18 protein-coding genes are annotated in these 20,590 nt (G+C 70.1%); 8 read left to right on the top strand and 10 right to left on the bottom strand.

Going from position 1 to position 20,590, the window contains the following annotated elements; translation table 11 throughout:
* Nucleotides 1-3: 3 nt before the first annotated feature.
* Together ACT541_RS03645 and ACT541_RS03640 are read right to left on the bottom strand one after the other, a co-directional pair.
* A complete protein-coding gene (locus ACT541_RS03645) occupies nucleotides 4-495 on the bottom strand; it encodes an MmcB family DNA repair protein (protein ID WP_476134342.1) in 492 nt (163 codons plus the stop codon).
* Complete coding sequence (locus tag ACT541_RS03640) at nucleotides 495-1,943, bottom strand: sodium:proton antiporter (protein ID WP_476134341.1); 1,449 nt, start codon at nucleotides 1,941-1,943, stop codon at nucleotides 495-497. The genes ACT541_RS03645 and ACT541_RS03640 overlap by 1 nt, the downstream gene beginning before the upstream one ends.
* Before the next feature lie 547 nt (nucleotides 1,944-2,490).
* On the opposite strand from ACT541_RS03640, the gene ACT541_RS03635 reads away from it, so the two are divergent.
* Nucleotides 2,491-5,895, top strand: a complete 3,405-nt coding sequence (locus ACT541_RS03635; protein WP_476134339.1) for an acyl-[ACP]--phospholipid O-acyltransferase — start codon at nucleotides 2,491-2,493, stop codon at nucleotides 5,893-5,895.
* 22 nt (nucleotides 5,896-5,917) lie between these two features.
* On the opposite strand, the gene ACT541_RS03630 is transcribed toward ACT541_RS03635, so the two are convergent.
* The 4 genes from ACT541_RS03630 to ACT541_RS03615 are packed head-to-tail and all read right to left on the bottom strand — an operon-like array spanning nucleotide 5,918 to nucleotide 11,231.
* The gene (locus ACT541_RS03630; RefSeq protein WP_476134338.1) at nucleotides 5,918-7,687 is read right to left on the bottom strand and encodes an acyl-CoA dehydrogenase family protein; all 1,770 of its coding nucleotides are present in this window, start codon (nucleotides 7,685-7,687) and stop codon (nucleotides 5,918-5,920) included.
* Between the two features lie 19 nt (nucleotides 7,688-7,706).
* The gene (locus ACT541_RS03625) at nucleotides 7,707-8,423 is read right to left on the bottom strand and encodes an ABC transporter ATP-binding protein (RefSeq protein ID WP_476134337.1); all 717 of its coding nucleotides are present in this window, start codon (nucleotides 8,421-8,423) and stop codon (nucleotides 7,707-7,709) included.
* Nucleotides 8,420-10,186, bottom strand: coding sequence for a branched-chain amino acid ABC transporter ATP-binding protein/permease (locus ACT541_RS03620; protein WP_476134336.1), 1,767 nt, complete (start codon nucleotides 10,184-10,186; stop codon nucleotides 8,420-8,422). The genes ACT541_RS03625 and ACT541_RS03620 overlap by 4 nt, the downstream gene beginning before the upstream one ends.
* Nucleotides 10,187-10,190: 4 nt before the next feature.
* A complete protein-coding gene (locus ACT541_RS03615) occupies nucleotides 10,191-11,231 on the bottom strand; it encodes a branched-chain amino acid ABC transporter permease (RefSeq protein WP_476134334.1) in 1,041 nt (346 codons plus the stop codon).
* A gap of 208 nt (nucleotides 11,232-11,439) precedes the next feature.
* Between ACT541_RS03615 and ACT541_RS03610 the strand changes: the two genes are divergently transcribed.
* Nucleotides 11,440-11,997 carry a MarR family winged helix-turn-helix transcriptional regulator gene (locus tag ACT541_RS03610; RefSeq protein WP_476134333.1) on the top strand — a complete coding sequence of 186 codons (558 nt, stop codon included), beginning with the start codon at nucleotides 11,440-11,442 and terminating at the stop codon, nucleotides 11,995-11,997.
* A 144-nt stretch (nucleotides 11,998-12,141) separates the two neighbouring features.
* Here ACT541_RS03610 and ACT541_RS03605 read toward each other — a convergent pair whose 3' ends face one another.
* A complete protein-coding gene (locus tag ACT541_RS03605; RefSeq protein ID WP_476134332.1) occupies nucleotides 12,142-12,354 on the bottom strand; it encodes a hypothetical protein in 213 nt (70 codons plus the stop codon).
* Between the two features lie 285 nt (nucleotides 12,355-12,639).
* Here ACT541_RS03605 and ACT541_RS03600 point away from each other — a divergent pair, with 285 nt between their 5' ends.
* From ACT541_RS03600 to ACT541_RS03580, 5 genes are all read left to right on the top strand, one after another.
* Nucleotides 12,640-12,855, top strand: a complete 216-nt coding sequence (locus ACT541_RS03600) for an alkylphosphonate utilization protein (RefSeq protein ID WP_476134330.1) — start codon at nucleotides 12,640-12,642, stop codon at nucleotides 12,853-12,855.
* A gap of 111 nt (nucleotides 12,856-12,966) precedes the next feature.
* Complete coding sequence (locus tag ACT541_RS03595) at nucleotides 12,967-13,392, top strand: acyl-CoA thioesterase (RefSeq protein ID WP_476134328.1); 426 nt, start codon at nucleotides 12,967-12,969, stop codon at nucleotides 13,390-13,392.
* Between the two features lie 61 nt (nucleotides 13,393-13,453).
* A complete protein-coding gene (ubiE, locus tag ACT541_RS03590) occupies nucleotides 13,454-14,296 on the top strand; it encodes a bifunctional demethylmenaquinone methyltransferase/2-methoxy-6-polyprenyl-1,4-benzoquinol methylase UbiE (RefSeq protein ID WP_476134327.1) in 843 nt (280 codons plus the stop codon).
* A gap of 4 nt (nucleotides 14,297-14,300) precedes the next feature.
* The gene (ubiB, locus tag ACT541_RS03585) at nucleotides 14,301-15,884 is read left to right on the top strand and encodes a 2-polyprenylphenol 6-hydroxylase (protein ID WP_476134325.1); all 1,584 of its coding nucleotides are present in this window, start codon (nucleotides 14,301-14,303) and stop codon (nucleotides 15,882-15,884) included.
* Nucleotides 15,885-15,916: 32 nt separating this feature from the next.
* Complete coding sequence (locus ACT541_RS03580; protein WP_476134323.1) at nucleotides 15,917-16,525, top strand: DUF4202 domain-containing protein; 609 nt, start codon at nucleotides 15,917-15,919, stop codon at nucleotides 16,523-16,525.
* Nucleotides 16,526-16,717: 192 nt separating this feature from the next.
* Here ACT541_RS03580 and ACT541_RS03575 read toward each other — a convergent pair whose 3' ends face one another.
* Nucleotides 16,718-17,926 carry a TIGR03862 family flavoprotein gene (locus ACT541_RS03575; protein WP_476134321.1) on the bottom strand — a complete coding sequence of 403 codons (1,209 nt, stop codon included), beginning with the start codon at nucleotides 17,924-17,926 and terminating at the stop codon, nucleotides 16,718-16,720.
* A 251-nt stretch (nucleotides 17,927-18,177) separates the two neighbouring features.
* Between ACT541_RS03575 and wrbA the strand changes: the two genes are divergently transcribed.
* Complete coding sequence (gene wrbA / locus ACT541_RS03570; protein WP_476134319.1) at nucleotides 18,178-18,777, top strand: NAD(P)H:quinone oxidoreductase type IV; 600 nt, start codon at nucleotides 18,178-18,180, stop codon at nucleotides 18,775-18,777.
* A 123-nt stretch (nucleotides 18,778-18,900) separates the two neighbouring features.
* On the opposite strand, the gene ACT541_RS03565 is transcribed toward wrbA, so the two are convergent.
* Both ACT541_RS03565 and ACT541_RS03560 read right to left on the bottom strand, forming a co-directional pair.
* Nucleotides 18,901-20,052, bottom strand: coding sequence for an ABC transporter substrate-binding protein (locus ACT541_RS03565; protein WP_476136019.1), 1,152 nt, complete (start codon nucleotides 20,050-20,052; stop codon nucleotides 18,901-18,903).
* 93 nt (nucleotides 20,053-20,145) lie between these two features.
* Nucleotides 20,146-20,586, bottom strand: coding sequence for an acyl-CoA thioesterase (locus tag ACT541_RS03560; RefSeq protein WP_476134318.1), 441 nt, complete (start codon nucleotides 20,584-20,586; stop codon nucleotides 20,146-20,148).
* Nucleotides 20,587-20,590: the final 4 nt, after the last annotated feature.

Raw genomic sequence — 20,590 nt, 5'->3', positions numbered from 1 at the left:
TGTTCAGATCTCGATCTCGACATTGCCGAGCAGTCCCGGCTCGAGGAAGCCGAAGAGCCGGGCCGCAGCGGCGCGCGCGAAGCGCAGCGTCGTCGCCTTGCGGGTGGCGGCGGCCAGGCGATGTTCCGGCGCCTCGCGCAGGATGTCGGCGCCGTGGGCATCCGCCAACATCAGGCCGCAGTCCTCGGGAAAGATGTCGAGCGGCACGCGCGGGCTGGTGGCGAAGAACAGCCGGTCGCAGTGCGCCCGGTAGAACGGCCACTTGCGATCGACCCGGAAGTCCTCGACCGACGACTTGACCTCGACGATCCAGATCTCGCCGGAGGCCGAGAGCCCCATCACGTCGGCGCGTCGACCCGAGGCGAGCGGCAGTTCCTCGACCACCGCGAAGCCGAGGCGGACGAGATGACGCCGGACCCCGCGGGTGACCAGGAGCGTCTCCTCCGGACGGGAGGGGGCGGGCAGGTCGCCTTCCGGGTCGAGCGGGCCGTCCATCATTTCCACCAGGGGAAGAACACCACGGTGACGAGGCCGAAGAGCGGCAAGAGGATGCCGCCCGACCACAGGAGATAGCCGAAGAACGACGGCATCTTCACGCGGCTCTCCTCGGCGATCGCCTTGACCATGAAGTTGGGCGCGTTGCCGATGTAGGAGTTCGCCCCCATGAAGACGGCGCCGCAGGAGATGGCGAGCAGCGTCCAGGGGATGTCGTTCATCAGGTGCTGCGGGTCGCCGCCGGCGAGGTTGAAGAACACCAGATAGGTCGGCGCATTGTCGAGGAACGACGACAGGATGCCGGTCAGCCAGAAATACATGGCGTTGTTCGGCGTGCCGTCCGCCTGGGTGACCATGGCGACGAGCGGCGCGAAGGCACCCTTCTCCGCCGCCTTGAGCATGGCGATGACGGGGATGATCGTCACGAAGATGCCGGCGAAGAGCTTGGCGACCTCGAGGATCGGCCCCCAGGAGAACTCGTTGGCGGCGCGCACCGCCTTGGGCGTGATCGCCAGGCTGACGAGGCCGGCGGCGATCAGGATCAGGTCGCGGGCGAGGTTCTGGAGCTCGACCGCGACGCCGCCGACGTCGAAGACGATACCCGGCTTCCACGAGCCCGACAGCAGCACGCCGGCGACCACCACGCCGAGGAGCGCGATGTTGGGCAGGCCGACGAGACCGATGTGGGCGGTCTCCGGGGTGGGATCGAAGCGCGCCTTGAAGGCCTCGTCGACGTGGTAGAGCCGCCGGTCGAGGAAGAAGAAGACCGTCAACAGGACCGCTGCGCAGAAGAACGTCTCCTCCAGCATGTGCAGCGTCGTCCAGAAGAAGCCGACGCCCTTCAGATAGCCGAGGAACAGCGGCGGATCGCCGAGCGGCGTCAGCGAGCCGCCGATGTTGGAGACGAGGAAGATGAAGAAGATCACGACGTGGACGTTGTGACGGCGTTCGTCGTTGGCTCTGAGCAGCGGGCGAATCAGCACCATCGAGGCACCGGTGGTGCCGATCAGCGAGGCGAGCAGGGTGCCGCCAGCGAGGATCGCGGTGTTGAGCCGCGGGTGACCGTGCAGGTTGCCGGTCACCAGAATGCCGCCCGAGATGGTGAAGAGCGACCACAACAGGATCACGAAGGGAATGTACTCGGCGAGCGCGACGTGCAGGATCTCGCCGCCGGCAACCGCCGCCCCATGGCCGATCGCGAAGGGCGCGGCGAAGGCGAGACCCCAGGCGGCGGCGACCTTGCCGAAGTGGTGATGCCAGAAGTGCGGCGCGGCGAGCGGCATGATCGCGATCGACAGAAGGATGCCGACGAAGGGGGCCGCCCACCAGACGGAAAGGGTCGCGCCGTCGATGCCGTGCGCCTCGGCCGCCCGGGCCGGGCCGACCACGAGCGACACGAGACCGATGGCCACCACTGTCGAGACGGCGTTCCGCGCGAACCGAACCATGCATTCCCCCCTGCTTCTTGCGCGCCAGATTAGCGGCTCCGACGGGAATGCCAACCGCATCCGTCGCGAGACGACGACACGTGGCGGGAGAGCCCCGTCCTTCCCCCGCGGAGCGTGAAGGGATCCGAAAGGCGGACGCGAGAGATCTCTCGACGGACCGCGGCCTTCGAGGGATCACGCGCCGTTCGCCGCTTCCGCGCCTGCCCTCCTCCTCCACCCCCGCGGACGCCTTCTTCCGCGCAGGGGAGAAGGGAGGAGGCTCCCCGACGCCCTGCACCGCGAGCCGCACGCCGCCGCCTTTCGGCCTCGGCCACCGCCTCGGCACCCCGCACCCGCCTCCCAACCATCCCCGAACCACCCCCACGTCCGCCCCAACCGCAATCCCGAAACCGCCCCCACCCCCTCTTGCACCCCGCCCGGTTTCGTGTCACACGTATTGAACGTTGTTCAAAACAAATCCACGATCCGTGCTCTTTCGGGATTGCGTCCGGCGAAGAAGCGGTGAGGATCGGCGAAAACCGAATTCAGGGCGCAGGAAACGAACCCGATGTCGCGATCCCTCCTCACGACCCGCCGTTTCGCGGGCCTCTTCTGGTGTCAGTTCTTTTCGGCGCTGAACGACAACTTCCTGAAGAACGCCCTGGTTTTCCTGATTCTCTGGCGGTTGGGGGCGGAAGCGGCGGGGCCGCTGGTGGCGCTCGCGGCGGCGACGCTGATGGCGCCGTTCTTCTTCTTCTCGGCGCTGGGCGGCGAGATCGCCGACCGTTTCGACAAGGCGCTGGTGGCGCGGCGGCTGAAGCTCGCCGAACTGCCGGTGGCGGGACTCGCGGTCGCCGGCTTCGCGCTCCACTCGATCCCGACGCTCTTCGCCGCCCTCCTCGGCTTCGGCATCATCGCCGCGCTGTTCGGGCCGGTGAAGTACGGCATCCTCCCCGACCAGCTCGACAAGGGCGAGCTGCCGGCCGGCAACGCGCTGATCGAGGCGGCGACCTTCCTCGCCATCCTGATCGGCACGGTGATCGGCGGCTGGGCGGCCTCCGAGGGCGGCGATCCGCTCAGCCTCGCCTTCATCATGATCGTCTTCGCGGTCGGCTCGGTCGTCGCCGCCTACACGATGCCGATGACCGGCCGCGGCGTGCCGGGCCTGCCGATCCGCGCCAACATCTTCGCCTCGACCCTCGGCCTGCTGCGCGATCTCGCCGCCGACCGGCGTCTGCTGTGGGCCGGTCTCGCCTCGAGCTGGTTCTGGGCGGTCGGCGCGGTGGCGCTCGCCCTGTTGCCGACCGTGGTCAAGGGACCGCTCGGCGGCGCCGACGAGCTCGTCACGCTGCTGCTCGCGGTCTTCGCGATCGCCATCGCCATCGGCTCCGGCCTCGCCGCCTGGCTGTCGGGCCATCGCACCGTGCTGGTGACGACGCCGCTCGCCGGACTGGTCATCGCCGGCGCCGCGCTCGATGCCGCCTGGACACTCGCGCACGTGGCGCCGCGCAACGGCGTGCTCGGCGTCGCCGGCGCATTCGCCGATCCGACGACGCGGCGCTTCGCCGTCGACATGTTCGTGCTGGCGGTCGCCGGCGGTCTGTGGATCGTCCCGGTCTTCGCCGCGCTGCAGGGCTGGGCGCCGGAAGCGGCGCGCGCCCGGGTCGTCGCCGCCGTCAACGTGCTCAACGCCGCGATTATGACGGTCTCCGCGCTCGCGGTGGCCGCGGCGCAGGCCGCCGGCGCGAGCTTCCCGGCGGTGTGGATCGCGGTCGGCGTGGTTGGCCTCGTCGTCTCGGTCGTGACCTGGCGGACGCTGCCGTCGCACCCGATGCGCGACGCACTCTTCCTGATCTACCGCATCTTCTTCCGGCTGGAGGTCGAGGGCGCCGAGCATCTCGAGAAGCTCGGACCGCGCACCGTGGTGGCGCTGAACCACGTCTCCTTCCTCGACGCGGGCCTCGCCCTCGCCCTGATGGAGCGCGAGCCGGTCTTCGCCATCGACAGCGGCATCGCCCGCAAGTGGTGGGTGAAGCCCTTCCTCAAGGTCGCGCGCGCCATGCCACTCGATCCCTTGAAGCCGATGGCGACGCGCACGCTGATCCACGGCGTGGAGAGCGGCGATCCGCTGGTGATCTTCCCGGAAGGCCGCCTCACCGTCACCGGCTCGCTGATGAAGGTCTACGACGGCGCCGGCCTCGTCGCCTCCAAGACCGGCGCGGACGTCATCCCGGTCCGCATCGAGGGACTGGAACAGACCTTCCTCACCCGCCTCGACGGCTCGCTGGTGCGCCGTCGACTGTTCCCCAAGGTGCGGGTGACCGTGCTGCCGGGCCGGCCGCTCAGCCTCGACCCGACGCTCGCCGGCCGTGCGCGCCGCCGCGCCGCTGGCTCGGCGCTCTACGACGTGATGTCGGACCTGCTCTATCGCACCGCCCACGTCGACCGCTCGGTGATCGACGCGCTGATCGACGCCGCCCTGCACGAGGGTCCGTCGCGGGTGGCGCTGGAGGACCCGGTCTCGGGCACCCTCACCTATCGCAAGCTGCTGATCGGCGCCCGCGTGCTCGGCGAGAAGCTCGCCGCACTCGCCCCGGTCGACGGCGCGGTCGGCCTGATGATGCCCAACGCCAATGCCGCGGTCGCCGCCTTCTTCGGCATCCATTCGGCCGGGCGCGTGCCGGCGATGATCAACTTCACCGCGGGTGCCGCCAACATCGGCGCGGCGGTGAAGGCGGCCGAGATCGGCACCATCGTCACCTCGCGCGCCTTCGTCGAGAAGGCCCGTCTGGCGCCCCTCCTCGAGGCGCTGTCGGGGCAGGTCGCCTTCCTCTTCCTCGAGGACGTGCGCGGCACCATCGGCACGTTCGACAAGCTCCGCGCCCTGCTGTTCTGGAAGCGGCCGATCGTGCGGCGTGGCCCCGACGACCGGGTGGCGGTGCTCTTCACCTCGGGTTCGGAGGGCACGCCCAAGGGCGTCGTGCTGTCGTCGCGCAACATGCTGGCCAACACCGCCCAGGCGGCGGCCCGCATCGACTTCGGCCGCGCCGACAAGGTGCTCGACGTGCTGCCGATCTTCCATTCCTTCGGCCTGACGGCGGGTCTGGTGCTGCCGTTGGTCTCCGGCGTGCCGGTGTTCCTCTATCCCTCGCCGCTGCACTACCGGGTGGTGCCGGAACTGGTCTACGGCTTCAACGCCACGATCCTCTTCGGCACCGACACGTTCCTCGCCGGCTATGCCCGCGCCGCGCACCCTTACGACTTCCGCTCGCTGCGCTACGTCGTGGCCGGTGCCGAGCCGGTGAAGGAGACGACGCGGCGGACCTGGATGGAGAAGTTCGGCCTGCGCATCCTCGAGGGCTACGGCGTCACCGAGACGGCGCCGGTCGTCGCCCTCAACACGCCGATGTTCAACCGCTTCGGCACGGTCGGCCGGCTGCTGCCGGGCATGGTGCCGACGCTGGAGCCGGTGCCGGGCGTCGCGGTCGGCGGACGCCTCCATCTCGAAGGGCCGAACGTCATGCTCGGCTACCTCCGGGCCGAGGCGCCGGGCGTGCTGGAGCCGCCGGCGAACGGCCGTCACGACACCGGCGACATCGTCTCGATCGACGCCGACGGTTTCGTCACCATCCTCGGCCGCGCCAAGCGCTTCGCCAAGCTCGGCGGCGAGATGGTGTCACTCGCGGCGATCGAGAAGCTCGCGGCGATCGCCTGGCCCGATGCCCCGGCCTCGGCCGCCTCGGTGCCGGACCCGAAGAAGGGCGAACGGGTGATCCTGGTCACGACCCAGGCCAACGCCTCCCGCGCCGACATCCAGACGGCGGCGCGCTCGATCGGCGCGTCGGAGCTGATGATCCCGTCAGAAGTCGTCGTCTGGGAGACCATGCCGCTGCTCGGCACCGGCAAGACCGACCATCTCACCGTCACCCGCATGGTGCGCGAGAACGCGGCCGCGAAGACGGCGGAGGGCTGATCGGCGAGATACGCCGCCGGCCTCAGGCGAGGCCGGCGAGGGCGCGGTAGTCGTCGAGGCGGGCGTGCGGCGAGACGATGCGGGCGAGAAGGCTCGGCGCCTCGACCGCCAGATCCTCGGCGAAGATCCGCACCATGCGGCTCCACCTGGTCTCCGCCCCCGGTTCGATCATGGTTCGGGTCTCCGCCCCTCCGGCTCCCGCCGCGACCGCGCCTCGGGTCAGGAGGGCGCCGCCGAGCGCGAGGCCGAAGAGGCGGAGATGGATCTGGGCGACGAGGAGGCGATCGGCGTCCTTCGTCTCGCCCGAAAGAAGATGCGCCGTCGCCGTCTCCAGCGCGTCGAGCGCCGCGTCGAGACGGGCGGCGGATGCCCCGAGGATCGCCCGGCCGGCCTCGACGTCGCCGCGTGCCTCGGCGATCAGGCGGGCGTCGTCGGCGCCGCCGTCACGGCCGATCTTGCGCATCACGAGGTCGATCGCCTGGATGGCGTTGGTGCCCTCGTAGATCGGGGCGATGCGGATGTCGCGGAAGAGCTGGGCGGCGCCGGTTTCCTCGACGAAGCCCATGCCGCCGTGGATCTGCACGCCGAGCGAGGCGACCTCGCAGCCGACGTCGGTCGCAAACGCCTTGACGATCGGGGTCAGCAGCCCGGCGCGGAGATCCGCCGCGGCGCGGGCTTCCGCCGTCGGGGCCGCGTGGGCGCGATCGATGGCGGTCGCGGCGCAATAGGCGATCGACCGCGCCGCCACGGTCAGCGCCTGCATCCGGGAAAGCGTGCGGGCGACGTCCGGGTGGGCGGCGATCGGCGCCGGGGCGGGGAAGCCCTCGGCACGGCCCTGCCGTCGCTCGAGGGCATAGGCCCGCGCCTTCTGCGTCGCCTTCTCGGCGATGGCGACGCCCTGGAGCCCGGTCGCGAGCCGCGCCTTGTTCATCATCGTGAACATGCAGGCGAGCCCCTCGTTCTCACGGCCGATCAGCCAGCCGATCGCCCCGCCGCGGTCACCAAAGACCATGGTGCAGGTGGGCGACCCCTTGATGCCGAGCTTGTGCTCGATGCCGGCGCAGCGCACGTCGTTCTCGGCCCCGAGCGAACCGTCGTCGCCGACGAAGCGCTTCGGCACCAGGAAGAGCGAGATGCCCTTCACGCCCGCCGGCGCATCGGGCAGCCGTGCCAGCACCAGATGGAGGATGTTCTCCGCCAGATCGTGCTCGCCGAAGGTGATGAAGATCTTTTGGCCGGTGATCCGATAGGTGCCGTCGCCGGCGGGCACCGCCTTCGTCCGCAGCAGCGCGAGGTCGGAGCCCGCCTGCGGCTCGGTCAGGTTCATCGTGCCGGTCCAGGTTCCGGCGACGAGATTGGGCAGGTATTTCGCCCTGATCTCTTCCGATGCATGGGCCTCGAGCGCGTCGGCAGCGCCCTGGCTCAGCACCGGCAGGGTCGACAGCGCCATGCAGGCCGAGGTCAGCATCTCCATCGTCGCGGTGCCGACCGCCGTCGGCAGGCCCGAGCCGCCGAAGGCCTCCGGTTGCGCGACCCCGTTCCAACCGGCCGCCGCCCAGTCGGCATAGGCCTCGCGGAAGCCCGGCGGCGTGGCGACGCGGCCGTCGGACCATGCGGCGCCGACCGTGTCGGAGACGCGGTCGAGCGGATCGATCCGGTCTTCGCAGAACTTCGCCGCCTCCTCGAGGATGGCGACGAGGTCGTCGCGGTCCATCGCCGGTTCGCCGCCGGGGCCGGGGGCGATGGCGGTCAGGGTGAAGAGGATGTCTTCGACGGGCGCGCGCCAGCTCATGGGCGTCTCCTCTGCCGGCTCAGTGGAAGCCGAGGTAGCTTTCGACGATGCGGTCGTCGCGGGCGAGATCCGCGGCGGGGCCGGAGGCGATCGCCTCGCCGAGTTCCATCACGTGGGCGTGGTCGGCGCTCGCGAGTGCCGCCCGCGCGTTCTGCTCGACGAGCAGGATCGCGACGCCCGAGGCCCTGAGATCGGCGACGATGCGGAAGATGTCGGCGACGATGCGCGGCGCGAGGCCGAGGCTCGGCTCGTCGAGCATCAGCAGCTTCGGCCGGCTCATCAGGGCGCGGCCCATCGCCAGCATCTGGCGTTCGCCGCCCGACATGGTGCCGGCGAGCTGGTCGCGGCGCTCCTTCAGACGCGGGAAGCGGTCGTAGACCTCGGCGATCGTGTCGCGGGCGACGGCGCGCGGCACGCGGAAGCCGCCGAGCACCAGATTGTCCTCGACCGTCATGGTGGAGAAGAGTTCGCGCCGCTCCGGCACCAGACAGAGGCCGAGGGCGACGCGTTCCTCGACGCCGAGGCGGCCGACGTCCTGCCCGGCGAAGCGGATCGACCCGGATGCGAGCGGCAGCGCGCCCATCGTGGCGTTGAGCAGCGTCGACTTGCCGGCGCCGTTGGCGCCGATCACCGTGACGATCTCGCCGGCGCGGACCGCGAGCGAGACGCCGCGCACCGCCTGAACCTTGCCGTAGGCGACGGCGGCGGACGAGACTTCGAGCAGCGCGTCGTTCATGCCGCACCTCCGAGATAGGCTTCGAGCACCGCCGGATGGGTCTTGATGACCTCGGGCGGGCCCTCGGCGATCTTGGTGCCGAAGTCGAGCACCACGATGTGGTCGGTCAGCCCCATGACGAAGCCCATGTCGTGCTCGACCAGCAGCACGCTCATGCCCTCGGCGCGCAGCTTCTTCAGCAGGTCCGCCAGCGCCTCCTTCTCGAAGTGGCGCAGGCCTGCGGCGGGTTCGTCGAGCAGCAGCAGTTCGGGATCCATGGCGAGCGCCCGGGCGATCTCGACGACGCGCTGCTGGCCGAGCGCCAGCGATCCCGCCGGCTTGGTCATGTGCTCGGCGAGGCCGACGCGTTCGATCTGGGTCGCCGCTTCCTTGAGCAGCCGCGCCTCGTCGCGCCGATCGAGGCGCAGCAGCGTGGCGAGGAGCCCGGCCCGGCCGCGCAGATGCGCGCCCATGGCGACGTTCTCGAGCACGGTCATCTCGGGCTCGAGCTTGACGTGCTGGAAGGTGCGGGCGACGCCGCGGCCGGCGATCGCCTGCGGTCCGGTGCCGGAGATGGTCGCGCCGTCGAAGGCGACGCGGCCGGCGGTCAGCCGGGTCACGCCGGTGATGAGGTTGAAGGTCGTGCTCTTGCCGGCGCCGTTGGGGCCGATCAGCGCGACGATCTCGCCGCGGCCGACGCGGAACGACACGTCGTTGACCGCGGTCAGGCCGCCGTACTGTTTGCGCGCCGCCTCGAGCACCAGGAGCGGCGTCCTGCGGGCGCGGTCGATTGTGCGGCGGGCGAGCGGATCGGCGGTCTCGGGGGCGGTCTTCGGGCGCTGGTCGAGGAGCTTCGCCAGATGCGGCCAGACGCCGTCGCGGGCGACCTGGAGGAGGACGACGAGGACGAGGCCGAAGACGACGCCCTCGAGCTGCATCGACGTGCCGAAGACCGCGGGCACGAGGCGCTGCAGCGCCTCCTTCAGCAGCGTCACCAGACCGGCGCCGACCACCGCGCCCCAGATCTGGCCGGAGCCGCCGACCACCGCCATGAAGAGATATTCGATGCCGGCATTGAGCCCGAAGGGCGAGGGCGTCACCGTGCGCTGGACATGGGCGTAGAGCCAGCCCGAGAGGCCGGCGAGCAGCGCCGCCCAGACGAAGACGACGAGTTTGGTGCGGCTCGCGTCGATGCCGAAGGCCTCGGCCGCGATCTGGCCCTTGCGCAGGGCGCGGATGCCTCGGCCGATGCGGCCGTCGAGGAGATGCGTCGTCAGGATCGCCGCGCCGATCACCGCGCCCCAGATCACGAAGTGGACGGCGCGCGGATCGGTCAGCGCATGGCCGGCGATCTCCAGCGGCGGGATGCCGGAAATGCCGTCGTGGCGGCCGAGGAGCTCGATCTTGCCGAAGAGGTAATAGAGCGAGAGGCCCCAGGCGAGCGTGCCGAGCGGCAGAAAGTGACCGGAGAGCCGCACGGTGATCAGCCCCAGCACCCAGGCGACGGCGCCGGAGACCATGAGCGACACCGGCAGGCCGGCCCAGGGCGACCAACCGTACCGCGTGGTGAGCACCGCGGTCGCATAGGCACCGAAGCCGCAGAAGGCGGCCTGGCCGAAGGAGGTCATGCCGCCGACGCCGGTCAGCAGCACCAGCCCCATGGCGACGAGGGCGGCGAGACCGACGTTGCCCAGGAGCCCGATCCAGAAGACCGGCACGAAGGGCATGAGCGGCACGACGACGAGGAAGCCGACGAAGGCGAGAAAGACGTGGCGCGGGTTCATGGCCTCAATCCTCCTCCTCGACGTGGGGCTGCCCGAAGGAGCGCCACAGCAGCACCGGGATCACCAGCATGAAGACGACGATCTCCTTCATGTCGGAGGCGAAGAAGGAGGCGAGCGCCTCGACGATGCCGACGCCCAGCGCCGCGGCGGCGGTCAGCGGATGGCTGACCAGCCCGCCGACGATCGCCGCGACGAAGCCCTTGAGACCGATGATGAAACCGGTGTCGTAGTAGATCGTGGCGAGCGGCGCGACGAGGATGCCGGAGAGCGCGCCGATCAGCGCGGCCAGCGCGAAGGCGAGCTTGCCGGCAAAGGACGTGCGGATGCCGACGAGGCGGGCGCCGAGGCGGTTGACCGCCGTGGCGCGCAGGGCCTTGCCCCACAGCGACCTCTCGAAGAACAGCCAGAGCGCGACGATGGTGACGGCGGTGAGGGCATAGACCGCGATCGACTGACCGGTGATCAGGAGCGGCCCGGCCGTCACCATGGCGTCGGAGATCGGCGGGGCGCGCAGGCCCTCGGCGCCGAAGAAGACGAGGCCGAGGCCGACCAGCGCCAGATGGACGCCGACGGCCGTGATCATCAGCGTCAGCACCGAGGCGCCGGCGATCGGCATGAAGACGACGCGGTAGAGCAGCGGCCCGAGCGGCGTGACGAGGGCGAGCGTCAGGGCGAAATGCACCGCCGGTCCGTAGCCCCGGCCGGCGATCGCGAAGGCCGCCGCGACGACGGCGCCGGGCAGCGCCAGGTCGAAGAGGACGGCGGGCAGGAGGCGGCGGCCGATCGCGCCCTCGCGCGCCGCGGCGACCATGTCGAAGACGAAGGCGGCGACGCCGAAGCCGGCGAGCAGCCAGACCGTGCCCGGCAGCTTGCCGGCCTCGAGCAGGGCCTGCGTCAGGGCGCCGAAGGCGACGAATTCCCCCTGCGGGATGAAGACGACGCGCGTGACCGCGAAGACCAGCACCAGGGCGAGGCCCAGGAGCGCGTAGATCGCCCCGTTCGTGATACCGTCCTGCAGAAGGAAGAGCAGAATCGTGCCGTCCACCGGCTTCGCCCCCTCGTGATTCATCCCGCACGGGACCGTCTCCACGAAGCGAAGGCCTCGTGAATCGGCGGATTCTCGCGATGTCCGGGGACGAGACGTCCCTCCCGATGTTCTCGTTCTAATTTGATATACAGCATAACTATTATCCCGTATAAGAGCAAGACGAGACATGACGGAAAGATCGGACGACGCGTCCGAGAGGCCTTCGATGAGCATGCGAGAGACCGCCCCCCGCCCCGTCGAGGGCGCCGCAAAGGCACGCCGACCGCGGCGCGTGCCGGCGCGCGCCACGATCGACGAGATCGAGGAGACGGGGGATACGAACGCGGCCGCGGGCGATCTCGACCTGTCGGGGCTCGACGGCGTGATCGGCTACACGCTCAGGCGGGCGCAGCTCGCGGTCTTCGAGGACTTCGCACGGCGTTTCGCCCGGCTCGATCTGAAGCCGGCGCAATATTCGGTGCTGTTGGTGATCGGCGACAATCCGGGCCGCAAACAGTCGGAGATCGCGGCGGCGCTGGGCATCCAGCGGCCGAACTTCGTCGCCATGCTCGACGAACTCGAGCGTCGTGGTCTGGCGGAGCGCACGCGCTCGACCACCGATCGGCGCAGTCATGCGGTCGTGCTGACGGAAGCCGGCGAGAAGCTCCTGGCGACCGCCCGCGCCGAACAGGCGCAACAGGAGATCGACCTCGGCGCCTTCCTCGGCGACGGTGGCCGCGAAGCTCTGGTCGGCATGCTCCGACGCCTCGCCCGGATCGACTGATCGTCTTCATCGAACATCGCAGAACCGGCGAACCGGCGGCGAGGGAGCCTCCTCGCCGCCGGCTGGCCGTCGTCGCATCTCACGCCCGGGTCGGGATCCAGGGGGGGAACGGGCGGAGGGCGGACGGATTGCGATGCTTCGGCGTCAGTCGACCGCGACGACCGTCGAGGGCGGGCCGCCCTTGTCGGTCCGCCAGACGATCGTGCAGGCGGAGGGCGGGCAGGAATCGGTCGTCAGCAGGGACGACCCGGCGCGATCACCCGGCATCGGCGCCTCGTCCCGTGCGACGGCGAGTGCGGACACGCCGACCACGGCGAGAGCGGAGAGGAGGGCGACAGACTTCGAGGTCCTGTTCATTGGCCACCTCCATGGGGTCTCTCGGCCAGAGGGAGATCATGCTTCGAATCGATTTAAGCGTCTCCCCGGAGTTGGTCAGATGGTTGACGAATCGTAAATGAACAGTCCGGATGTGATCACGTTTGCGTGCGGGCGCGTGCGTTGTCGTGTACCGCATCCCCGAAGTGGCGGAGACGATCGGAAATGCCGCTCCCGCGGCGACGCAAGACGATTGTTCGCGCCGCCGGGTCGACAGCGGCGCTTCGTCATGCGAGGGAGCGGCTCCGACATTTCGAGAGGCCAAACATGTCCGAAACCCGCGATTCCAACGGCAACGTCCTCAAGGACGGCGACAGCGTCACCCTGATCAAGGATCTCAAGGTCAAGGGCACCTCGGTCACGCTGAAGCGCGGCACGCTGGTCAAGAACATCCGCCTGACCGACGACACCGACCTGATCGAGTGCAACGCCGAGAAGGTGAAGGGCCTCGTCCTGCGCGTCGAGTTCCTCAAGAAGGCGTGAGCCGCGCGCGGAGACGGTCGCCTGCCGAACACGTCAGGCTCTTGACGGGCAGGGCACGCCCGAGGCGATGATGGCGGCGGCGCGACGATGCGCCGCCGACCGGAGCCCGCGATGACCACGCCGATCCTCGACGCCTATCCCGTCCGCGCCTTCGACAAGCTGCGCTACGGCGACACCGACCGTCAGGGCCACGTCAACAACGCCGTCTTCGCCACCTTCCTCGAGACCGGCCGGGTCGAGCTGATCCTCGACGCCGACAAGGGGCTGCTCGCGCCCGGGCGCTCCTTCGTGCTGGCGCGGCTCGAGATCGATCTCGTCGCCGAGATCCACTGGCCGGGCACGGTCGAGATCGGCACGGCGGTGACGAAGGTCGGCCGCTCGTCGATCGCGCTGGAACAGGGCATCTTCCAGGACGGTCTGCTCTGCGCCCGCGGCGTCTCGGTCGTCGTGCTGGTCGACGACGCGACGCGGCGTTCGACGGCGCTGCCGGAGGACGCCGTCGCCCGGCTCGAGGGGCTTCGTCGCCGCGAGGGGTGAGGGACGATTGGCGTCGCGCGCGTGCATCGGCTATGGTCCGGCGCACCAACGGAGCCAGTCCATGTCGCACGATCCCGCCGCCGCCGCCGCCACCCCGAACCGCGCCGCCGCCGAAGGGCCGGCGATCGGCGAGACGGGCGGAACGGGGGGCGGCTCCACCGCCTCCTTCGGCTTCCGCGAAGTGCCGCTCGAGGAGAAGCAGCACCTCGTCGACGACGTCTTCCACAAGGTCGCCACCCGCTACGACATCATGAACGACGTCATGTCGGGCGGCCTGCACCGGCTGTGGAAGGACGCGATGGTGTCGAAACTGTCGCCGCCGAAGATCGGCCGGCGCCCGTGGGAATCGCTCGACATGGCCGGCGGCACCGGCGACATCGCCTTCCGCATCGTCGAGAAGTCCGACCGCAAGGCCAAGGTCACCGTCTCCGACATCAACGGCTCGATGCTGGGTGTCGGCCGCGAGCGCGCCGAGAAGCGCGGGCTCTCCGACAATCTCGACTTCGTCGAGGCCAATGCCGAGGAACTGCCCTTCGAGGCGAACCGCTTCGACGCCTATACGATCGCCTTCGGCATCCGCAACGTGCCGCGCATCGACAAGGCGCTGTCGGAAGCCTACCGCGTGCTGAAGCCGGGTGGACGCATCCTGGTGCTCGAGTTCTCCCAGGTGGTGATCCCCGGCCTCGACAAGATCTACGACGCCTTCTCCTTCAATCTGATCCCGCTGATGGGCAAGGTGATCGCCGGCGACGGCGAGCCCTATCGCTATCTGGTGGAATCGATCCGGCGTTTCCCGACCCAGGAGAAGTTCGCCGAGATGATCCGCGACGCCGGCTTCGCGCGCGTCGACTATCAGAACCTCACCGGCGGCATCGCCGCGATCCATTCCGGCTGGAAGATCTGACGCGATGGCTCGGGTGATCGGATCGCTGTTCCTGCTCGCGCGCGCCGGCTGGGTGCTGGCCCGCGAGGGCGTCGTCACCGCCGTCGCCCCGCCCGATCCGCCGCCGCTCGCCCGCCTCGGGCTGTGGGCCGTCTCCCTCGTCGAACGCCGCGACGCCGAGGGCGTCTCGCGCGGCCAACGCGCCAGCCGCGCGCTGAACCGGCTGGGTCCGTCGTGGATCAAGCTCGGCCAGTTCCTCGCCACCCGGCCCGACGTGATCGGCCGGACGCTCGCCGACGATCTCGAGGCGCTGCAGGACCGGGTCGAGGCCTTCCCCTCCGACGAGGCGCGCGCGATCGTCGCGAAGGCCGTCGGCAAGCCGATCTCCGAGGCCTTCCTCGCCTTCGGCGACGTGGTCGCCGCCGCTTCGATCGCGCAGGTCCACAAGGCCCGCATCCGCGGCCGCGACGGGGTCGAGCGCGACGTCGCCGTCAAGGTGCTGCGCCCCGACGTCGAGGCGCGCTTCCGGCGTGATCTCGCCGCCTTCTATCTCGCCGCCCGGCTGATCGAGACCGTCGCGCCCTTCACCCGGCGGCTGCGGCCGATCGCGATCGTCGACACGCTCGCCCGCTCGGTGCGGCTCGAGATGGACCTCCGCCTCGAGGCGGCGGCGCTGTCGGAAATGGCGGAGAACACCGCCACCGACCCGGACTTCCGGGTGCCGACGGTCGACTGGGAACGCACCCGGCGCAACGTGCTGGTGCTCGAGTGGATCGACGGGCTGAAGCTCGGCGAGCCGCAGGCGATGGCCGCGGCGGGGCATGACCCGATCCGCCTGTCCAAGGTGGTGATGCAGTCCTTCCTGCGTCACGCCATGCGCGACGGCTTCTTCCACGCCGACATGCACCAGGGCAACCTGTTCGTCGACGCGAAGGGCGATCTCGTCGCCGTCGACTACGGCATCACCGGGCGGCTCGCGCCCTCCGAGCGGCGCTTCCTCGCCGAGATCCTCTACGGCTTCATCACCCGCGACTACATGCGGGTGGCGCGCGTCCACTTCGAGGCCGGCTACGTGCCGGCGTCGCAGGAGCTCGAGGTCTTCGCCCAGGCGCTGCGCGCCGTCGGCGAGCCCTTGCGCGACCGTCCGCCGAGCGAGATCTCGATGGCGGGCCTGCTCGGTCAGCTCTTCGAATATACAGACGTCTTCGACATGAAGACGCAGCCGCGGCTGATCCTGCTGCAGAAGACGATGGTGGTGGTCGAGGGCGTCGCGCGCGTGCTCGATCCCGACCTCGACATCTGGGCGGTCAGCGAGCCCGTCGTGCGCGAATGGGTCGAGAAGAACCTCGGTCCGACCGCCCGGATCGCCGACGTCGCCTCCTCCGCCGGCGCCGCCGGCCGGCTGGCGCTGGCGCTGCCGCGCCTCGCCGAACGGCTGGAGACGGTGTCGGACGCCGCCGCGCGCTGGGCCGACGGCGGCATTCGGCTGGATGCCGAGACGGTCGAGGCGATCGCCCGTGCCGACCGCCGCCACGGCCGAGTCGAACGTTTCGCCCTCGTCGTCGGCGCCGTCTCGCTCGCCGTCCTCGCGCTCGCCCTCTTCGTCTGACCGCCGCGCGGTCTCGGGAAAGGACCCCGCCCTTGACGACCAACGCTCCCGCCGACCGGCTCGCCGCCGTCTTCGCCCGGATCGATGCCGAGAACGCGCAGGATCCGACCACGATCGACGATGCCGGCACGCTGCGGCCGCAGGCCCTCGTCTACGGCGAGCGGATGACGGCGCGGCTCGAGACGCTCGCGCCGGAGGCCTCCGATCTCGTGCGGATCGCGGCGCGCGCCCAGCACGTCCGCCGTTTCGACATGCCGCGCGGGTCGTACCCGATGGACAAGCCGGGCTATTTCGCCTGGCGCAACGCCTTGAAGATCCACCATGCCGCGGTGGTCGGCCAGCTGATGGCCGAGACCGGCTGGAGCGAGGACGAGATCGCCCGCGTCGGCTCGATCGTCCGCAAGGAACGGCTGAAGCGCGATCCGGACGCCCAGACGATCGAGGACTGCGCCGCGCTGGTCTTCCTCGAGCACGAGTTCGCCGCCTTCGGCGCCAAATACACCGACGAGAAGATCGTCGACATCGTCGCCAAGACCTGGGCGAAGATGTCGGAGACCGGCCACGCGGCGGCGCTGGAGCTGGTGCCGGCGCTGCCGGAACGGCTGCGGGCGCTGACGGTGACGGCTGTCACCGGGGCGTGACGCCGTCGATTCGACCGGCGTGATTTGTCCGTGCGCGATGCTTCGAGACGGGCGACCGGCGGTCGCCCGTCTCAGCATGAGGCGTCTTTTTTCTTATTTCGATACAAACACATACGCCTCATGCTGAGGAGGCGTGCGAAGAACGCCGTCTCGAAGCATCGCGCACCCGTGCACCGACCTCGCCGTCCCGCCTCAGCCCGCCGCGAGCCGCGCCACCACGCCCTCGCCCGCCGCGCGTCCCGTCGAGAAACAGGCCTGCAGCAGGTAGCCGCCGGTCGGCGCCTCCCAGTCGAGCATCTCGCCGCAGACGAAGACGCCCGGCTGCTTCTTCAGCATGAAACGGGCGTCGACCTCGTCGAAGCGGATACCGCCGGCCGAGGAGATCGCCTTGTCGAGCGGCGCCATGCCGGAGATGCGGATCGGCACCGCCTTGACCAACGCGGCGAGATCGTCCGGCGCGCTCGGCAACTTGCCGCCGGCGCCTTCGCGCAGGAGACCCGCGGCGACGGGCGCGAGGCCAGCGTTCTTGCGCAGGACGTTGGCCATGCTGTCGCCCTTGCGGGCATCGCCGATCGAGCGGGCGATCTCCTCCACCGCGACGCCGGGGCGCAGATCGAAGACCACCGTCGCCGAGCCTTCGGCGGCGATGCGGTCGCGGATCGCCGCGGACAGCGGATAGATCGCCCCACCCTCGAGGCCGCGGCGCGTCACCATCGCCTCGCCGATCGAGACCTCGTCGTCGAACCGGATCGCCACACGCTTCAGCGGCGCGCCCTCGAAACGGTCGCGGAAGATGTCGGTCCAGGCGACGTCGAAGCCGCAGTTGGTGGGTGCGAGCGGCGCCACCGCGATGCCGAGGTCCTCGAGGATCGTCGTCCAGCCACCGTCGGAACCGAGGCGCGGCCAGCTCGCGCCGCCGAGCGCCAGGACCACGGCGTCGGCGGCCAGTCGCTCCTCGTTGCCCGCGGCGTCGCGGAAGACGGGCACGCCGTCGACGAAGCCGGTCCAGCGCAGGCGGGTGCGGCTCTCCACGCCGAGATCGGCGAGGCGCCTGCCCCAGGCGCGCAGCAGCGGCGAGGCCTTGAACGACTTCGGAAAGACGCGGCCGGACGAGCCGACGAAGGTCTCCTGGCCGAGATCGGCGGCGAAGGCGCGCAGCGCCTCGGGCGGGAAGGCGAGGATGGCGCCGCGCAGGCGGAACACCGCCTCGCCGTAGCGCGTCAGCAGCCGGTCGAGCGGCTCGGAATGGGTGAGGTTCAGCCCACCGCGTCCGGCCATCAGGAGCTTGCGGCCGAAGGAGGGCATCCGATCGACGATGGTGACGCGATGGCCCGCCGTCGCGATCACGTCCGCCGCCATCAAACCCGCCGGCCCGCCGCCGATCACCACCACGTCGCTCATTCCGATCCCTCCGGCACGGTCCGGACCGAACCGATTCCGGAGACCGCGAGGGCTTGATCCCCCATCGGAGCCGTCGACGCAAGCACCGACGACGAAACGTCATCGTTTCCTATCGTCGAACGATCCATTCGCCGACCCGGGGATGGGCATCGCGGAGGACCTAAGTCATTCTCCCGATCGAGCCGCGGGCTCCCGCTCCGCGACGACACGGTTCCCCCTCGAAGACGGCGCGATGCGCCCCGGAGATTCCCATGACCAAGGTCCTCGTTCTCTACTATTCCTCCTACGGCCACCTCGAGACGATGGCGAACGCGGTCGCCGAGGGCGCCCGTTCGGCCGGCGCCGAAGCCGTGGTGAAGCGCGTGCCGGAGACCGTTCCGGAAGAGGTCGCCAAGGGCGCCCACTTCAAGCTCGACCAGGCCGCGCCGATCGCCACCGTCGAGGAACTGCCGGACTACGACGCGATCATCTTCGGTGCGCCGACCCGCTTCGGCACCGTCGCCTCGCAGATGCGCGCCTTCATCGACCAGACCGGCGGCCATTGGTTCACCGGCAAGCTGATCGGCAAGGTCGGCTCGGTCTTCACGTCGTCGGCGACCCAGCACGGCGGTCAGGAATCGACCATCCTCGGCTTCATGCCGACCCTGCTGCATCACGGCATGGTGGTCGTCGGCCTGCCCTATTCCTTCGCCGGCCAGATGGGCGTCGACGAGATCAAGGGCGGCTCGCCCTACGGCGCCTCCACCATCTCCGACGGCGACGGCTCGCGTCAGCCCTCCAAGATCGAGCTCGACGCCGCCCGCTTCCAGGGCCGTCACGTCGCCGAGATCGCCGGCAAGCTGGCGAAGTGATGCGGCTCCCGGCGGCCCGCGCCGCCGGACGGCCCCCCATGAAAAATGCCCCGCGTCGGGAAACCGGCGCGGGGCAGTTTCGTCTCGGGGGGAGAGCCCTCGCCTTCCGGCGAGGGACGAGGATCACTTCACGATCGCCCAGTTGCCGTCCTTCACGGTGATCAGGATGCGGCCGCGATCGTCGACGCCGTAGTGGTTGGCGGCGGTGTAGTTGTAGACCGCCTGGCTCGCGGCGAGTTCCTTCTCGCTCTCGAGCGCGGCGCGGATCGCCTCGCGGAACTCCTGCGTGCCGGGCTTGGCGGTCTTCAGAGCGACCGGGACGACGCGCTTCAGGAGTTCGAAGACGTCGTTCATGTGGGCGCCGAACTGGGTCACGGAGCCGGCGCCGAACTTCGCCTCATAGGCCGTGGTGTAGGCGACGCCCGGCGCCTTCGTCAGGGCGGAAGCCTCCTGCGCGTCGGCGGCGACGACCGGGCCGGCGGTGAAGATCACGCCCTCGGCCGACTTGCCGGCGATGCGCATGAAGTCGCGGGTGACGGCGCCGTGGGTCTGGTAGATCGGCCCGGTGAAGCCGCGTTCGCGCAGGCCGATGACCGGCAACGCCGCGGCGGTACCGGAAGCACCGACCAGCACCGCGTCGGGACGCGAGGCGACCAGCTTCAGCACCTGGCCTGCGACCGAGGTGTCGGCGCGGGCGTAGCGCTCGTCGGCGACCATCTCGAGGCCCATGGGCTCGGCCGAGGCCTTGAACTCCTTGACCCAGAGATCGCCCCAGCTGTCGGAGAAGCCGATGATGCCGACGCGCTTGACGCCCTTGGCCTTCATGTTCTCGAATAGGCCCTTGGCCATCAGCGGCACCGGCTGCGGCATGACGAAGGTCCATTTCTCGCGGCCCGGCTGGAAGGGCATCGGCGAGAGGGCGAAATGCGGCAGCGCCGCCTCGAAGGCAACGCCGGCCACCGCGATGGTGGCGGGGGTGACCGACGAGCCGATCAGGATGTCGACCTTGTCCTCGGTGGCGAGGCGGCGGGCATTGGTGGTGGCGTTGGTCGGATCGCCGGCGTCGTCGAGCTGGACGATCTCCAGCTTCGCCCCGCCGTAGTCCTTGGCGACGACCTCGAGCGTGTTCTTCTCGGGAATGCCGAGGGCGGCGCCCTGGCCGGTCGTCGAGATGGTCACGCCGACCCTGATGACCGGCGCGTCGGCGAGCGCCGGAGCGGCGAGGCCGACGGCGAAGACGGCGCCCAGCAGGGCCCGTCGCGAGAACTGCGACATGCGATCGGTCACGGGAGTTCCTCCTCTTTCGCGTTTCCTCGAGGGGCGCCGGCATCTTCTCGCGCCGGTCGCCCGAATGCGTCCGCCGGCCGGTCAGCCGTTCGGGGTCGAGAGCCGGCGGATCACCTCGTCCGGGATCGCCTTCGGCTTCATCTTCTTGGGATCGTCGGGATCGCGGCCGGCCCAGACGCGGATCTCGCGCGCTTCGATGGCGACGATCTCGCCGCCGTCGGGGCCGGGTCGCAGCAGGCGGTGGGCGATCTCGAAGCTCGAGCGGCCGAACTTCACCACCCGGGTCTCGATCACCACGTCGTCGCCGAAGGACGAGGGCACGGAGAACTTCGCGCCGGTATCGACCATCGGGTAGCCGATGATGTCGAAGTCGGCGATGAGATCGCGCTTCTTCCAGCCGACCGCCTCGAAGAGGTGATGGGTGGAACTGTCGAACATCGCGAAATAGCGCGGATAGAAGACGATGCCGGCGGCGTCGCAGTCGGCCCATTCGATCCGCACGGTGCGTCGGTTGACGAACATCGGC

Source organism: Pinisolibacter sp. DMC100 (assembly GCF_056313705.1).
This window is presented reverse-complemented; position numbering and strand designations above follow the sequence as displayed.

Coding starts and splice junctions, on each gene's coding strand:
- ACT541_RS03645 (WP_476134342.1), bottom strand. CDS start 495: ATGGACGGCCCGCTCGACCCGGAAGGCGACCTGCCCGCCCCCTCCCGT.
- ACT541_RS03640 (WP_476134341.1), bottom strand. CDS start 1,943: ATGGTTCGGTTCGCGCGGAACGCCGTCTCGACAGTGGTGGCCATCGGT.
- ACT541_RS03635 (WP_476134339.1), top strand. CDS start 2,491: ATGTCGCGATCCCTCCTCACGACCCGCCGTTTCGCGGGCCTCTTCTGG.
- ACT541_RS03630 (WP_476134338.1), bottom strand. CDS start 7,687: ATGAGCTGGCGCGCGCCCGTCGAAGACATCCTCTTCACCCTGACCGCC.
- ACT541_RS03625 (WP_476134337.1), bottom strand. CDS start 8,423: ATGAACGACGCGCTGCTCGAAGTCTCGTCCGCCGCCGTCGCCTACGGC.
- ACT541_RS03620 (WP_476134336.1), bottom strand. CDS start 10,186: ATGAACCCGCGCCACGTCTTTCTCGCCTTCGTCGGCTTCCTCGTCGTC.
- ACT541_RS03610 (WP_476134333.1), top strand. CDS start 11,440: ATGAGCATGCGAGAGACCGCCCCCCGCCCCGTCGAGGGCGCCGCAAAG.
- ACT541_RS03605 (WP_476134332.1), bottom strand. CDS start 12,354: ATGAACAGGACCTCGAAGTCTGTCGCCCTCCTCTCCGCTCTCGCCGTG.
- ACT541_RS03600 (WP_476134330.1), top strand. CDS start 12,640: ATGTCCGAAACCCGCGATTCCAACGGCAACGTCCTCAAGGACGGCGAC.
- ACT541_RS03595 (WP_476134328.1), top strand. CDS start 12,967: ATGACCACGCCGATCCTCGACGCCTATCCCGTCCGCGCCTTCGACAAG.
- ubiE (WP_476134327.1), top strand. CDS start 13,454: ATGTCGCACGATCCCGCCGCCGCCGCCGCCACCCCGAACCGCGCCGCC.
- ubiB (WP_476134325.1), top strand. CDS start 14,301: ATGGCTCGGGTGATCGGATCGCTGTTCCTGCTCGCGCGCGCCGGCTGG.
- ACT541_RS03575 (WP_476134321.1), bottom strand. CDS start 17,926: ATGAGCGACGTGGTGGTGATCGGCGGCGGGCCGGCGGGTTTGATGGCG.
- wrbA (WP_476134319.1), top strand. CDS start 18,178: ATGACCAAGGTCCTCGTTCTCTACTATTCCTCCTACGGCCACCTCGAG.
- ACT541_RS03565 (WP_476136019.1), bottom strand. CDS start 20,052: ATGTCGCAGTTCTCGCGACGGGCCCTGCTGGGCGCCGTCTTCGCCGTC.
- ACT541_RS03560 (WP_476134318.1), bottom strand. CDS start 20,586: ATGTTCGTCAACCGACGCACCGTGCGGATCGAATGGGCCGACTGCGAC.